The 12,681-nt window shown below is 59.9% G+C and carries 8 protein-coding genes; 5 read left to right on the top strand and 3 right to left on the bottom strand.

The window, feature by feature from the left end:
• Positions 1-68 precede the first annotated feature (68 nt).
• The 4 genes from ACRRSD_RS28270 (at position 69) to ACRRSD_RS28255 (ending at position 7,947) form a co-directional block, all read left to right on the top strand.
• The gene (locus ACRRSD_RS28270; RefSeq protein ID WP_435036498.1) at positions 69-1,808 is read left to right on the top strand and encodes a dipeptidase; all 1,740 of its coding nucleotides are present in this window, start codon (positions 69-71) and stop codon (positions 1,806-1,808) included.
• Between the two features lie 272 nt (positions 1,809-2,080).
• Positions 2,081-3,334, top strand: coding sequence for a multidrug efflux RND transporter periplasmic adaptor subunit MexE (mexE, locus tag ACRRSD_RS28265; RefSeq protein ID WP_435036497.1), 1,254 nt, complete (start codon positions 2,081-2,083; stop codon positions 3,332-3,334).
• Positions 3,335-3,349: 15 nt separating this feature from the next.
• Positions 3,350-6,529, top strand: coding sequence for an efflux RND transporter permease subunit (locus tag ACRRSD_RS28260; RefSeq protein WP_122660530.1), 3,180 nt, complete (start codon positions 3,350-3,352; stop codon positions 6,527-6,529).
• A complete protein-coding gene (locus ACRRSD_RS28255) occupies positions 6,526-7,947 on the top strand; it encodes an efflux transporter outer membrane subunit (RefSeq protein WP_435036496.1) in 1,422 nt (473 codons plus the stop codon). Before ACRRSD_RS28260 ends, ACRRSD_RS28255 begins: the two co-directional genes overlap by 4 nt.
• Positions 7,948-8,143: 196 nt before the next feature.
• On the opposite strand, the gene ACRRSD_RS28250 is transcribed toward ACRRSD_RS28255, so the two are convergent.
• The 3 genes from ACRRSD_RS28250 to ACRRSD_RS28240 are packed head-to-tail and all read right to left on the bottom strand — an operon-like array spanning position 8,144 to position 11,439.
• Complete coding sequence (locus tag ACRRSD_RS28250) at positions 8,144-9,109, bottom strand: biotin/lipoyl-binding protein (RefSeq protein ID WP_435036495.1); 966 nt, start codon at positions 9,107-9,109, stop codon at positions 8,144-8,146.
• Between the two features lie 4 nt (positions 9,110-9,113).
• Complete coding sequence (locus tag ACRRSD_RS28245) at positions 9,114-9,314, bottom strand: DUF1656 domain-containing protein (protein WP_435036494.1); 201 nt, start codon at positions 9,312-9,314, stop codon at positions 9,114-9,116.
• Positions 9,304-11,439 carry an FUSC family protein gene (locus ACRRSD_RS28240; RefSeq protein WP_435036493.1) on the bottom strand — a complete coding sequence of 712 codons (2,136 nt, stop codon included), beginning with the start codon at positions 11,437-11,439 and terminating at the stop codon, positions 9,304-9,306. Before ACRRSD_RS28240 ends, ACRRSD_RS28245 begins: the two co-directional genes overlap by 11 nt.
• A 171-nt stretch (positions 11,440-11,610) precedes the next feature.
• Between ACRRSD_RS28240 and ACRRSD_RS28235 the strand changes: the two genes are divergently transcribed.
• Positions 11,611-12,666: a tetratricopeptide repeat protein gene (locus tag ACRRSD_RS28235; RefSeq protein WP_435036492.1), complete on the top strand. Its 1,056-nt coding sequence runs from the start codon at positions 11,611-11,613 to the stop codon at positions 12,664-12,666.
• Positions 12,667-12,681: the final 15 nt, after the last annotated feature.

Genomic DNA, 12,681 nt, shown 5'->3' with positions numbered 1-12,681 from the left:
TGTAAGTGTATGTGTCTCAGCGTTGAGATACGCCTTACTCACTGCCCTGCAAAGGAATGCCCTTCGTAATGAATGTCCCTTTCAAAAAACTGGCTGCCACCACCTTGATGCTGGCTGGTCTTTCCGCGTTCGCTGCACCTGCGCAAGCCAATATCACCCCGCAACAGAGCGCTGAAATCCTCAAGACCTACAGCGCCGACAAAGCCACGGACTTCCGCCAGTTCCTCGGCAATCTGGGCAAGAGCGATCTGGCGAAAACTGCCGACATCGGTCCGGCCATTGCTGCTTACCTCGACAACAAGACGTTGAATGCCGATCAGCAGAATGAAATCTATCGTCTGCTGGGTATCTACACGCGCGCGAAGTACAGCGCAGCCGCCACCGAAACCCTGCGCGAACTGGTCGAGATCCCGACCTATCGCAAGGACGGCGTCGAACAGCACGCCAACCCGGAATTCATCAAGATCGCGGCGAAGATCAAGAGCCTTGCCGAGTCGTTCAATCTGAAATTCCGCAATATCGACAATCGCGTCTACGAGATTTCCCTCGACGGTAGCGGCGATGAAGTGGTCGGCATTCATGCGCACGCCGACGTGGTACCGGTGACGCCGGAAAACTGGGTGCTCAAGGATGGCACCCGCCTCGACCCGTTCAAGATCACCCTGATCGGCGATCGCATGTATGGTCGCGGCACCGAGGATGACAAGAACGGCATCGTGGTCACGCTGTATGCCATGAAAGTCATCAAGGAAGAAAAGCTGCCGTTGGTGCGCAACTTCAAGCTGTTGGTCGACACCACTGAAGAAACCACGGGCGATGCGATCCCTTACTACTTCGAACGCAATCCGACGCCGAACTACAACCTCGCGCTGGACGGCGGTTATCCGGTGGTGATTGCCGAGAAAGGCTACGGCACCGTCATGGCTAACTTTGCCAAGCGCAAAGGTGAAGGCAAAGGGGCGGAAATCATCTCGATGACCGGCGGCCTGGCGACCAACCAGATTCCGTCGGCGTCGGTCGCTACGCTGGTCACCGATAAACCTGCGGAACTGGCTGCCAGTCTGCAGAAGGCCGGTGACGAGTTTGCCAAGCGCAATGGCGGCGATTTTCAGGTGAGCGCCAAGGTCGACGGCAAAGACGTCAAACTCACCGTGACCGGCGTATCTGCGCACTCCTCCGAGCCAGAGTCTGGGGTCAACCCGGTCGCGCGGTTGCTGGTCTTCATCAATAGCCTTGATGGCAAAGTCGCGTTCAAGCACAACCACATCACCGATGCCGCGCGTTACGCTGCCGATAACTGGGGTCTGGATTACCTGGGCAACAAGCTGAGTGTCGGCTTCTCCGATGCCTTCATGGGGCCGCTGACAACGTCGCTGACCTACGTCGGAATGGATGACAAAGCCTTCAAACTCGCGGTCAACCTGCGCGTGCCGAAGGGCAAGTCGCCGGAGAAGCTCAAGGCTGAAATCGCTGAGAAACTGGCTGCCTGGAGCAAGAAAAGCCACGTAGCCGTTGCCTTCGACTATTCGATTGCCGAGCCGATGTACCGCAATCCTGAGGGTGAGTGGGTCAAGGCGCTGTTGGCAGTGTCGACTGAAAACCTCGGCATGAAACATGAGTTCGGCACCTCCGCTGGCGCCACCTCGGTGCATGAACTGCCGAATGGCGTGCAATTCGGTCTGGCCATGCCGAACGTGAAGTACACCGGTCACACAGATGGCGAGTTCAAAACCGTCGAGCAATTCCAGCTGGACCTGCAGGTCGTGACGGAAATGATCGGCCGCATCGGCCAGTTACCGAAACTCTGACCGTGTCGCCGAACCCGCCACCATGGCGGGTTCGGCATTTTTAATCCCCGCGTAATCCTCGCCGCGCAGCCTCGGCCCTGATTTTTGCACGACCGGCAACAGAGAATTGCCATCAACCCGATTGATAGCCACCTAACGAAAGGTGCATGCTAGAGGGCTCGTTCGGCTCTTATATCATTCCGAATGATAGTTACCTTTGCTTCATTCGATTCGTGCCATCACACCTCGCCGAGCATCATCCGCCCATCTTCAATACATTGGCGGATGCATCCATGGAACAGTCACTCAAACATTTGCGCTTCCCGTTGGCCATGTTGGCCGTACTGGTGATGAGCGCCTGCGGCAAGACTCCGGAGACTGCCGCCACTATGCCCGCAGCGAAAGTCAGCGTGGCCAAGGTGCTGGAACAACCGGTCAACGAGTGGGACGAATTCACCGGGCGCCTCGAAGCACCGGAAACCGTTGAAATACGTCCACGGGTCTCCGGCCAGATCGACGACGTCGCTTTCACTGAGGGCGCGCTGGTCAAGAAAGGCGACCTGCTGTTCCAGATCGACCCGCGTCCGTTCCAGGCTGAGGTGCGCCGCCTCGAAGCACTGGTCGCCCAGTCCCGCGCCAATGCCACCCGCAGTGAAAACGAAGCCGGTCGTGGTGAACGCCTGCGTGCCAGCAACGCCATTTCCGCCGAACTGGCCGACTCGCGCACCAGCGCTGCACAAGAAGCCCGCGCCGCCGTCGGTGCCCTGCAAGCGCAACTGGACCTGGCCAAACTGAACCTCAGCTTCACCCGCGTCACCGCGCCGATCAGTGGCCGCGTCAGCCGTGCCGAGATCACCGCCGGCAACCTGGTGACCGCCGACACCACGCCGCTGACCAGTGTGGTCTCTACTGACCGCGTTTATGCCTACTTCGACGCCGACGAGCGTGTATTCCTCAAGTACACCCAACTGGCCCGTAACGGTCAGCGCGGCGCAACCACCCCGGTGTACATGGGGCTGTCCAACGAAGACGGCAACCCGCACCTCGGCCAGATGAACTTCGTCGACAACCAGGTCAACCCGAAAACCGGCACCATCCGTGGTCGCGCGGTATTCGATAACCGCGACGGCACCTACACCCCGGGCCTGTATGCACGGTTGAAACTGGTCGGCAGCGGCACCTACAACGCCATGCTGATCAACGACGAAGCCGTTGGTACCGACCTCGGCAAGAAGTTCGTACTGGTGATGGATGCAGACAACAAAACGGTCTACCGCGCCGTCGAACTCGGTCCGAAAATCGAAGGCCTGCGCATCGTCCGTACCGGCCTGAACAAGGACGACACGATCATCGTCAAGGGTCTGCAACGGGTTCGTCCTGGCTCACCGGTCACTCCTGAAGTGGTGCCGATGGCCAGCGAACAGACCATCGCGGCACTCGCTCAACAACGTCAAGCGCTGGAAGCCAGCAACCTGCCCAAAGTCGCCCCTGCCAAAGGCGCGTCCGGTGCGGTTGTGAAGCTGGCTGCTACGACCCCACGCGGTTAAGGGACGACAACTCCGATGAATTTTTCCCAATTCTTCATTTCACGGCCGATCTTCGCAGCGGTGCTGTCGCTGTTGATCCTGATCGCCGGTGCGATCTCGCTGTTCCAGCTACCGATCAGCGAATACCCGGAAGTCGTGCCGCCAACCGTGGTGGTACGTGCCAACTTCCCCGGCGCCAACCCTAAAGTCATCGGTGAAACCGTGGCCGCTCCGCTGGAGCAAGCCATCACCGGCGTCGAGAACATGTTGTACATGTCCTCGCAGTCGACCGCCGACGGCAAGATCACCCTGACCATCACCTTCGCCCTGGGCACTGACCTGGACAATGCGCAGGTGCAGGTGCAAAACCGGGTGACCCGTACCGAGCCGAAACTTCCCGAGGAAGTGACGCGCATCGGTATCACCGTCGACAAGGCATCGCCCGACCTGACCATGGTTGTGCACTTGACCTCACCGGACAAGCGCTACGACATGCTCTATCTGTCCAACTACGCGATCCTCAACATCAAGGATGAGCTGGCTCGTCTGAACGGTGTCGGTGACGTGCAGCTGTTCGGTATGGGCGATTACTCGCTGCGTGTCTGGCTCGATCCGAACAAGACCGCTTCGCGCAATCTGACTGCAACCGACGTGGTCACCGCCATTCGTGAACAGAACCGTCAGGTCGCGGCCGGTCAATTGGGTGCGCCCCCTGCCCCGAATGCCCAGAGCTTCCAGCTGTCGGTGAACACGCAAGGGCGTCTGGTCAGCGAAGAAGAGTTCGAGAACATCGTCATTCGCGCAGGCGACAACGGTGAAATCACTCGCCTCAAGGACATCGCTCGCGTTGAGCTGGGTTCCAGCCAATACGCGCTGCGTTCGTTGCTGGACAACCAGCCGGCGGTGGCCATCCCGATCTTCCAGCGTCCAGGCTCCAATGCCATCGACATCTCTAACGATGTTCGCGGCAAGATGGACGAGCTGAAGAAAAACTTCCCGCAAGGCATGGACTACAGCATCGTCTATGACCCGACGATCTTCGTGCGCGGCTCGATCGAAGCGGTGGTTCACACCCTCTTCGAAGCACTGATCCTCGTGGTACTGGTGGTGATCCTGTTCCTGCAAACCTGGCGCGCCTCGATCATTCCGTTGGTGGCGGTGCCGGTATCGTTGATCGGTACGTTTGCGGTGATGCACCTGTTCGGCTTCTCGCTGAATGCGCTGTCGCTGTTCGGCCTGGTACTGGCGATCGGTATCGTGGTCGACGACGCCATCGTAGTGGTAGAGAACGTTGAGCGGAACATCGAACTCGGATTGAACCCGGTCGAAGCCACTAAACGGGCGATGCGTGAAGTGACTGGCCCGATCGTTGCCACGGCGCTGGTGCTGTGTGCGGTGTTTGTTCCGGCGGCGTTCATTTCCGGCCTCACCGGGCAGTTCTACAAACAGTTCGCACTGACCATCGCGATCTCGACCGTGATCTCGGCGTTCAACTCGCTGACCCTGTCGCCAGCACTGGCCGCTGTGTTGCTGAAAAGCCATGATGCACCGAAAGACCGCTTCTCCAAGGTGCTCGACAAGATCTTCGGTGGCTGGCTGTTCCGTCCGTTCAACCGCTTCTTCGACCGTGCCAGCCATGGTTACGTCGGCACCGTGCGCCGGGTTATCCGTGGCAGCGGCATCGCCCTTCTTTTGTACGCAGGTCTGATGGTGCTGACGTTTTTCGGTTTCTCCAGCACGCCGACCGGTTTCGTACCGGGCCAGGACAAGCAATACCTGGTGGCTTTCGCGCAACTGCCCGATGCTTCGAGCCTGGATCGCACCGAAGAAGTCATCAAGCGCATGTCCGACATGGCACTGAAACAGCCAGGCGTGGAAAGCGCCGTAGCGTTCCCGGGTCTGTCGATCAACGGCTTCACCAACAGCCCGAACGCCGGCATCGTCTTCGTGACCCTGAAACCGTTCGACGAGCGTAAAGACCCGAGCATGTCCGCCGGTGCAATTGCCGGTGCCTTGAACGGCCAGTACGCAAACATTCAAGAGGCGTACATGGCGATCTTCCCGCCACCGCCGGTACAAGGTCTGGGCACCATTGGTGGCTTCCGTCTGCAAATCGAAGACCGGGGCAACCTGGGCTACGACGAGCTGTACAAAGAAACCATGAACATCATCAACAAGAGCCATAGCGTGCCGGAACTGGCCGGTCTGTTCACCAGTTACACGGTGAACGTGCCACAGGTCGATGCTGCCATCGACCGTGAAAAAGCCAAGACCCACGGCGTGGCCGTCAGCGACATCTTCGACACCCTGCAGATCTACCTGGGTTCGCTGTATGCCAACGACTTCAACCGCTTCGGGCGCACCTATCAGGTCAACGTTCAGGCCGAACAACAGTTCCGCCTTGAATCCGATCAGATCGGCCAGCTGAAAGTACGCAACAACAAAGGCGAAATGATCCCGTTGGCGACCTTCATCAAGGTCAGCGACACCTCGGGCCCGGATCGCGTGATGCACTACAACGGCTTCATCACCGCAGAAATCAACGGCGCGGCTGCCCCGGGCTACAGCTCCGGCCAGGCGGAAAAAGCCATCGAGAAACTGCTGAAAGATGAACTGCCGAACGGCATGACCTACGAGTGGACCGACCTGACCTACCAGCAGATCCTGTCCGGCAACACCGCGCTGTTCGTGTTCCCGCTCTGCGTACTGCTGGCGTTCCTCGTGCTCGCCGCTCAATACGAAAGCTGGAGCCTGCCACTGGCGGTGATCCTGATCGTACCGATGACCCTGCTGTCGGCCATCACCGGTGTGATCATCTCCGGCGGCGACAACAACATCTTCACCCAGATCGGTTTAATCGTACTGGTGGGACTGGCGTGTAAGAACGCGATTCTGATCGTCGAGTTCGCCAAGGACAAACAGGAAGAAGGCCTCGACCCGCTCGCGGCGGTACTCGAAGCTTGCCGTCTGCGTTTGCGGCCGATCCTGATGACATCCTTCGCCTTCATCATGGGTGTGGTGCCACTGGTGTTCTCCAGCGGTGCCGGTGCCGAGATGCGTCACGCCATGGGTGTGGCGGTGTTCTCCGGGATGCTCGGGGTGACCTTCTTCGGTCTGTTGCTGACGCCAGTGTTCTACGTACTGATCCGTAATTTTGTCGAACGCGGCGAAGCCCGCAAAGCGGCCAAAGCTCTGAAACTGGAGGCGCAACAATGAGTCTGAAAGCCTTCCTGCCGAGTCTGCTGGTGCTGGCCCTCACTGCCTGCGCCGTCGGCCCCGACTACAAGACCCCAGCCACGGAGGCGGCCAATATCACGGCCGTCACCGACGGCGCCGCCGGGCAAAAGAACTTCGACCGTTCGAAATTCGAAGGCATCTGGTGGCAGCAATTCGACGATCCGACCCTCAACCAGTTGGTGACCCAATCGCTGCAAGGCAACCGTGAACTGCGCGTGGCATTCGCCCGCTGGAAAGCCGCCCGGGCGATCCGCGACGACGCCAGCAACGATGCGATGCCGACCATCACCAGCCGCGCCAGCAGTGACCTGGCCAAGGGCCAAATCCCTGGCCAGACCACCAACCGGGTCAACAGCGAACGCTATGACCTCGGTCTGGACATGGCTTGGGAGCTTGATCTGTTCGGTCGCATCCAGCGCAATCTGGAAGCCAGCGACGCCGACCAGCAAGCGGCCGAAGCCGATCTGTATCAACTGCAAGTCACCATGATTGCCGAACTCGTGGACGCTTACGGTCAACTGCGCGGCGCGCAACTGCGCGAAAAGATCGCCGTGGCCAACCTGAACAATCAGGTGGAATCGCGCAAGATCACCATCAGCCTGCGAGACGCTGGTGTCGGTGATCAGCTCGATGTCGAGCGCGCCGATGCGCGTCTGGCCAACGTTGAAGCCACCGTGCCGCAGTTGCAGGCGGAACAGGTTCGGCAGAAAAACCGCATCGCCACCCTGCTCGGAGAGCGTCCGGACAAGCTGACCGTCGATCTGAGTCCAAAAGACTTGCCAGCGATTGCCAAAGCCTTGCCGATCGGTGACCCGGGCGAACTGCTGCAACGTCGTCCGGACATCCTCAGCGCGGAACGCAACCTGGCTTCGGCCACAGCGCGCATCGGCGTCGCGAAAGCCGATCTGTTCCCACGTGTCAGCCTCAGCGGCTTCCTCGGTTGGACGGCCGGGCGGGGTTCGCAGATCGGTTCCTCTGCGGCCAACGCCTGGGCACTCGGCCCGAGCATCACGTGGGCGGCGTTCGATCTTGGCAGCGTACGCGCCCGTTTGCGTGGCGCCGATGCTGAAGCCGAAGGCGCACTGGCGACCTACGAACAGCAAGTGCTGCTGGCCCTGGAAGAGTCGGAAAACGCCTTCAGCGATTACGGCAAGCGTCAGCAACGCCTGATCTCGCTGATCCGTCAGAGTGAATCAAGCCGCAAGGCTGCCGACCTGGCTGAAATCCGCTATCGCGAAGGCACGACGGACTTCCTCGTGCTGCTCGACGCGCAGCGTGAGCGGCTGAATGCCGAAGACAGTCAGGCCCAGGCCGAAGTTGACCTGTATCGCGGCATTGTCGCGATCTACAAGGCCCTTGGCGGCGGCTGGCAACCGGAGACGGTTGCCAGCAAGTAATCGATTGTTAAAGAGCTCCTTTGGTTGGCCGCAACCAACCAAATTTTTTGCCCCGCGTATCATTCGGTCGCGGGGCTTTTTTTGATTTTTGATCAATGAAATCTTGTGGTAGCGAGCCTGCTCGCGAATGCAGTGTGTCAGGCGACACCATCGGGGCTGATCCAATGCTTTCGCGAGCAGGCTCGCTCCCACAGGGTTAACGGTGTTCTTCAGATTGGGGGTTTTCCAGCACGGTAACGGTCGCTGTGGTGCCCGCACGCAGACGGTTTTTGCCGGCGTAATCGCCGTCGATATCAATCCGCACCGGCACCCGCTGCGCGAGTTTCACCCAGGTGTAACTCGGATTGATATTGGCCAGCAGCCGACTGCCCGGCGCGTTTTCTCGGTCAGCAATGGCGAAGGCAATGCTCTGCACCGTGCCGCCGAAGGTCTCCCCGCTCATCAATTGCACCCGCACCCGATCGCCCTCGCCGATGCGCGGCAGTTTGGTTTCTTCGAAATAACCACTGATGTAGAACGAGTCACTGTCGACCAGCGCCATCAAAGCGCCGCCGCTTACCGCGTAGTCACCCTCCCGAGTCAGGAGGTTGGTCACGTAACCGCTGACTGGCGACTCGACGCGGGTACGCTGCAAGTCCAGTTCTGCCTGGGTCAATGCGGCAATCGCCAACTGCACATTGGCCTCAGCCAGACCGAGATTGGCCTGATTGCGCAGCAGGTCTGCCTGAGCCACCGCCACATCGGTGCTGGATTTCTCCCACTCTTCCCCGGAAATCGCAAACCCCTGCTTGAGCGTACGCCGCCGGCGCTCTTCGCTCTGCCGCTGCTTGAGCAAGGCTTCACTGGCTACAATTGCCGCTTGCGACTGGCCCAGCGTTGCCTTCGCCACTTCCACCGAACGCCGCGAGTGCTCCACAGCGAGGCGGTAGCGCGCCGGGTCGATCTCCATCAACAGCTGCCCCTTCTCCACATGCTGGTTGTCCTGCACCGCCAGACTGACAATGCGCCCCGAGACATCCGCCGACAGTGTTACCACATCGGCCCTGACTCGGGCATCGCGAGTCCACGGCGCGCGGGTGTAATGCTCCCAGGCAAACCAGCCGAGCACGATCGCCAACAACACCACTGCCAACGTGATCAATCGCGTGAATAACACTTTCAAGGCATCAGGCTCCCATCAGCAAAATCAGCGTGGCACAGACACAGGCATATAAGGCGCCTTCGAAAAGCGCTTCATGCCAGACCAGACGCAGCACGCCCAGGCGCCGCAATCCCCAGTCCAGCATCACGAAGATCGGTACGGCCAACAGTAACGCCTGGGCAATGGGCGGCAAGTAAACACCGCCGATCTCGAAATCAATGGGCAAGGGCTGCTTCTCCTTCCGGGACGGAACGCTGGATGGCGTCACCGTGGCGCTGCAGAAATGACACGACGATCAACAGCGCCACGCGCATACGAAACAGCGACCAGACATGCTCATGGCTGGCGACGTGCAGTTCATCCAGCTCATCGCCCAATGTATGCAGGGTGGCCAACAATGGCGCCAGTTGCACATCCTGCCGCCCGGCGACAAAACGCCCGGTCTCGCGCACGGCCGAAGCCAGACGCTGAGTGAAGGCGTCCGTCAGCAGCGCATTGTTGTGTGCCTGCTGCCGCAGTTGGTGCATTGCCACACCCAGTGCCACGCACGCCAGACTGATTTCATAGAGTTGCTGCATGGCCCGGTTGTTCACCGCTGGCAGCAGGCCAAGCATGCTGGTCAGGCGATCGACCATGCGGCTTTCAAAGGCAAACTGTTGTTCATCGGTCGCCGGGATTTTGCTCAGCGCATACACCTGCTCGCGCGCTTCGTTGTACAAGCGGCGAAGCCGCCATGCCGGGCGAAACGGGAAAATCCACGCGTAAACGATCAGGGCGAGCATGGCTGCACTGACGTAGGCTCCGGCGAATTCGAACCATTGAATCGCCGTATTCTGCCCGGTACCGACATTCTGTGGGCCAAGCATGAGAAAACTCGACAACCCCAGCCCCATGCCGATTCCTGCCGTGGCCGGGCTGGCCAGACCTATCGCGATCACGTACAGCAGCGGCGCCAGCAACAACGCCAACAGCTCGAAATCACTGATCGCCGGCACCAGCATGAACTGATAGAACGCCGACACCACCAGCGCCAACCCCAAGCCGCGGGCGTAACTTTGCGCGGCCATCAGCGGACGCGGAAACGTGGCCATCAGCGAACAGAGGATGCCCACCAGAATCATCCCGCCCCGCGCGCCGTCCCACGCCGTTTCGATCCAGATCAATCCGGCCACCAGTAACGCGGTGAAGGCGCGGATCGCATTCATCGACGCCAGGGTGAAATCCAGATGCAGAGGGCTGACCTGGCCACGATAGAGACAGCTGGCCTCGCGCCCTTCCTGAATGGCATCGCTCAACTCAAGAATCTGCTCCAGTTGCTGCAACAGCCGCGCCTGCTCCCAGCGCAACGCCCAGGCCAGTGAGCGCAAGGTGGCGCTCATGTCTTCGGTCAACTGCTCAGCCTGATAAGCCAGCGCCTCGAACTGTTGCTGCAAAGCAACGAACTGGTGACGTGTGTGCGCAGGCAGTGACCGACCCTGCTCTGCCAACTGATCGAGCAGCGCCAGCTCAGCGGCGCGCAAACGTTGAATATCCAGCGGCAATTCACCCTCCCAGCGTTCGGTGAGCAGTTCGCGCTGATGACGTAACGCGGTCAATCGAGAGGTCAGCAGCATCAATTGGTTGCCCAACAGCAGCACCAGATGGTTGGCACTGCGTAAGCGTGGCGCATCGAAATACAGGTGCCGACGCAGGCCTTCAAGGGCACTGAGCTCGCCGAGCAGTTGCATCTGTCGGCGCTGGAAATCGGCTTCGCTTTCTTCCGTACGAAGCACCGCCGCAGCATGGCTGGCGGCCAGTTTGATCACCTGATCGACTTTGGCGAAATAGCCCTTGGCCACGGCTTGCGGGCGTGCCGTCAGCAGGCTGACCACACATACGCACGCCACGGCCAGCAAGGTTTCGGTAACGCGGGTCACGGCCAATAAAAAGGTCCCGTCCTGATCCGGAATCGCCAGCAACGCCACCACCACCGCGGTATAACCGCTGAGTACGAACGCTTGCGAACTGGTGTAGCGCAGCAACGTGCCGCCCGCCGTACACAGCGCCAGCCACAGGGCCAGGGTAGTGATGAATGGCAGCGGTGCCTGAGGAAAAATGGCCATGATCAACACCGCCACCACCGCGCCGAGGGTCGTGCCGATCACCTGGCCGAAACTGCGCGCCAGTGCCATCCCGGCCAATGGCTGGCTGACAATCACCACCGCCATGATCGACCACTTGGGCTGATCAAGATCGAACAGAAACGCCAGATACAGCGTCAACAATCCCGCCGCAATGGTTCGCAGGGCAAACAGCAGAACGGCCTGACCTGGATGAATCACCGCCTTGAAGTAAATGAACAGGGCTTGCATGGGCACACTCAACGAAACGACTTCTGCAAGCGTAGACACTGCATCGAAAGCCTGACGGGTAACTGAGTCGACGCAACTTGTAGGGCGATTCGCATGCACAGGGTTTGACTCGTGGCCCGAGCTGACCGAAGCTTGCCGCTCTGCTCAAGTACGCCTGTTTCGGAAACCTGCATGCCTCAGTCTCGCCGCTACCTGCTTATCAGCCTGGGCCTTGTGCTTGTCGTGGTCGTAGCCTGGTTGTCGCTGCGCAGCACCGTCCCGGTCATACCCGATGCGATCAAGCACGGTTATAGCGAAGCGCTGGATGCTGCCCGCAAGGGGCAACCGGGCGCGGCGCGTCAGTTGTATCAGCAACTGGGCCGGCCAGACATTTCGGTCAAACGTCGTGTGTGGCTGCACGGTGAGCTGCCCAACTACCCAAGCCCGCAAGCGTTGAAACTGGCCGACACCGACCTGCAAAACGAAGCCCCCGCCGTGCGGCTGGCGGCGATCAAAAGCGTGGTGGGACTGGTGCCGGGCGGGCAACGCAGCCTGTTGCTCGGACCGATGCTCGAGGATGAAGATCAAACCGTACGCTTTGCCGCGATCAACGCCCTCCTCGGCTTGACTCCGGATGAACTGGGCCTGTATTTCGCTCCGCTGCAACAAGCGATCGACGGTTGGGAGCAAGCGCTCAAGGCGCAGCCGGAAAGCGCTACGAACTACGCGCAACTGGCACGACTGCATATACACAACGCCGAATTCAAAGAGGCGCAGGTCGCGCTCGACAATACCCTGCGCATGGAACCCGGCAATCTGCCCGCGCTGGTGATGCAGATCGATGTGCTTGACCGCCAGGGGCAAAGCGATGCAGCTCGGCAACTGCTGGTCAAGCAGCTCAAAGCACAACCCGATTCTGCTTACCTGCAACATGCTCTCGGTCTCTGGCTGTTGCATCACGATCAGCGCGAATACGCCCTGCTCGGTTTGTCCAAAGCCGTCGAGCTGGAACCCGACAACAAGGATTACCGCTACGACCTCGCCACCACCCTGCACAGCGCCGAAGAACTGGAAGCAGCGCAAAAGCAGTTGCAGGAAATCGTTCAGCGCCACCCCGCTGACCGCAAGGCGCGGGTCTTGCTGATCAACTACTGGAAAGAAAGCGGCCAGTTGCAGAATGTGCAGATTCTGTTGGCACAACTGGAGCAGTTGAACCCGGATGATCCGGCTCTGCAGCAGGGTCTCTGAGCCATTTTCGACAGC

Origin of the sequence: Pseudomonas neuropathica (assembly GCF_051174785.1) — a bacterium.
Taxonomy (GTDB): domain Bacteria; phylum Pseudomonadota; class Gammaproteobacteria; order Pseudomonadales; family Pseudomonadaceae; genus Aquipseudomonas; species Aquipseudomonas neuropathica_A.
Note: the sequence above shows the minus strand (reverse complement) of the source record. Positions and strands in the feature narration are given on the sequence as shown.

Excerpts from the sequence above, each read along its gene's own strand:
- ACRRSD_RS28270 (WP_435036498.1), top strand. The coding sequence starts at position 69 with ATGAATGTCCCTTTCAAAAAACTGGCTGCCACCACCTTGATGCTGGCT.
- mexE (WP_435036497.1), top strand. The coding sequence starts at position 2,081 with ATGGAACAGTCACTCAAACATTTGCGCTTCCCGTTGGCCATGTTGGCC.
- ACRRSD_RS28260 (WP_122660530.1), top strand. The coding sequence starts at position 3,350 with ATGAATTTTTCCCAATTCTTCATTTCACGGCCGATCTTCGCAGCGGTG.
- ACRRSD_RS28255 (WP_435036496.1), top strand. The coding sequence starts at position 6,526 with ATGAGTCTGAAAGCCTTCCTGCCGAGTCTGCTGGTGCTGGCCCTCACT.
- ACRRSD_RS28240 (WP_435036493.1), bottom strand. The coding sequence starts at position 11,439 with ATGCAAGCCCTGTTCATTTACTTCAAGGCGGTGATTCATCCAGGTCAG.
- ACRRSD_RS28235 (WP_435036492.1), top strand. The coding sequence starts at position 11,611 with ATGCCTCAGTCTCGCCGCTACCTGCTTATCAGCCTGGGCCTTGTGCTT.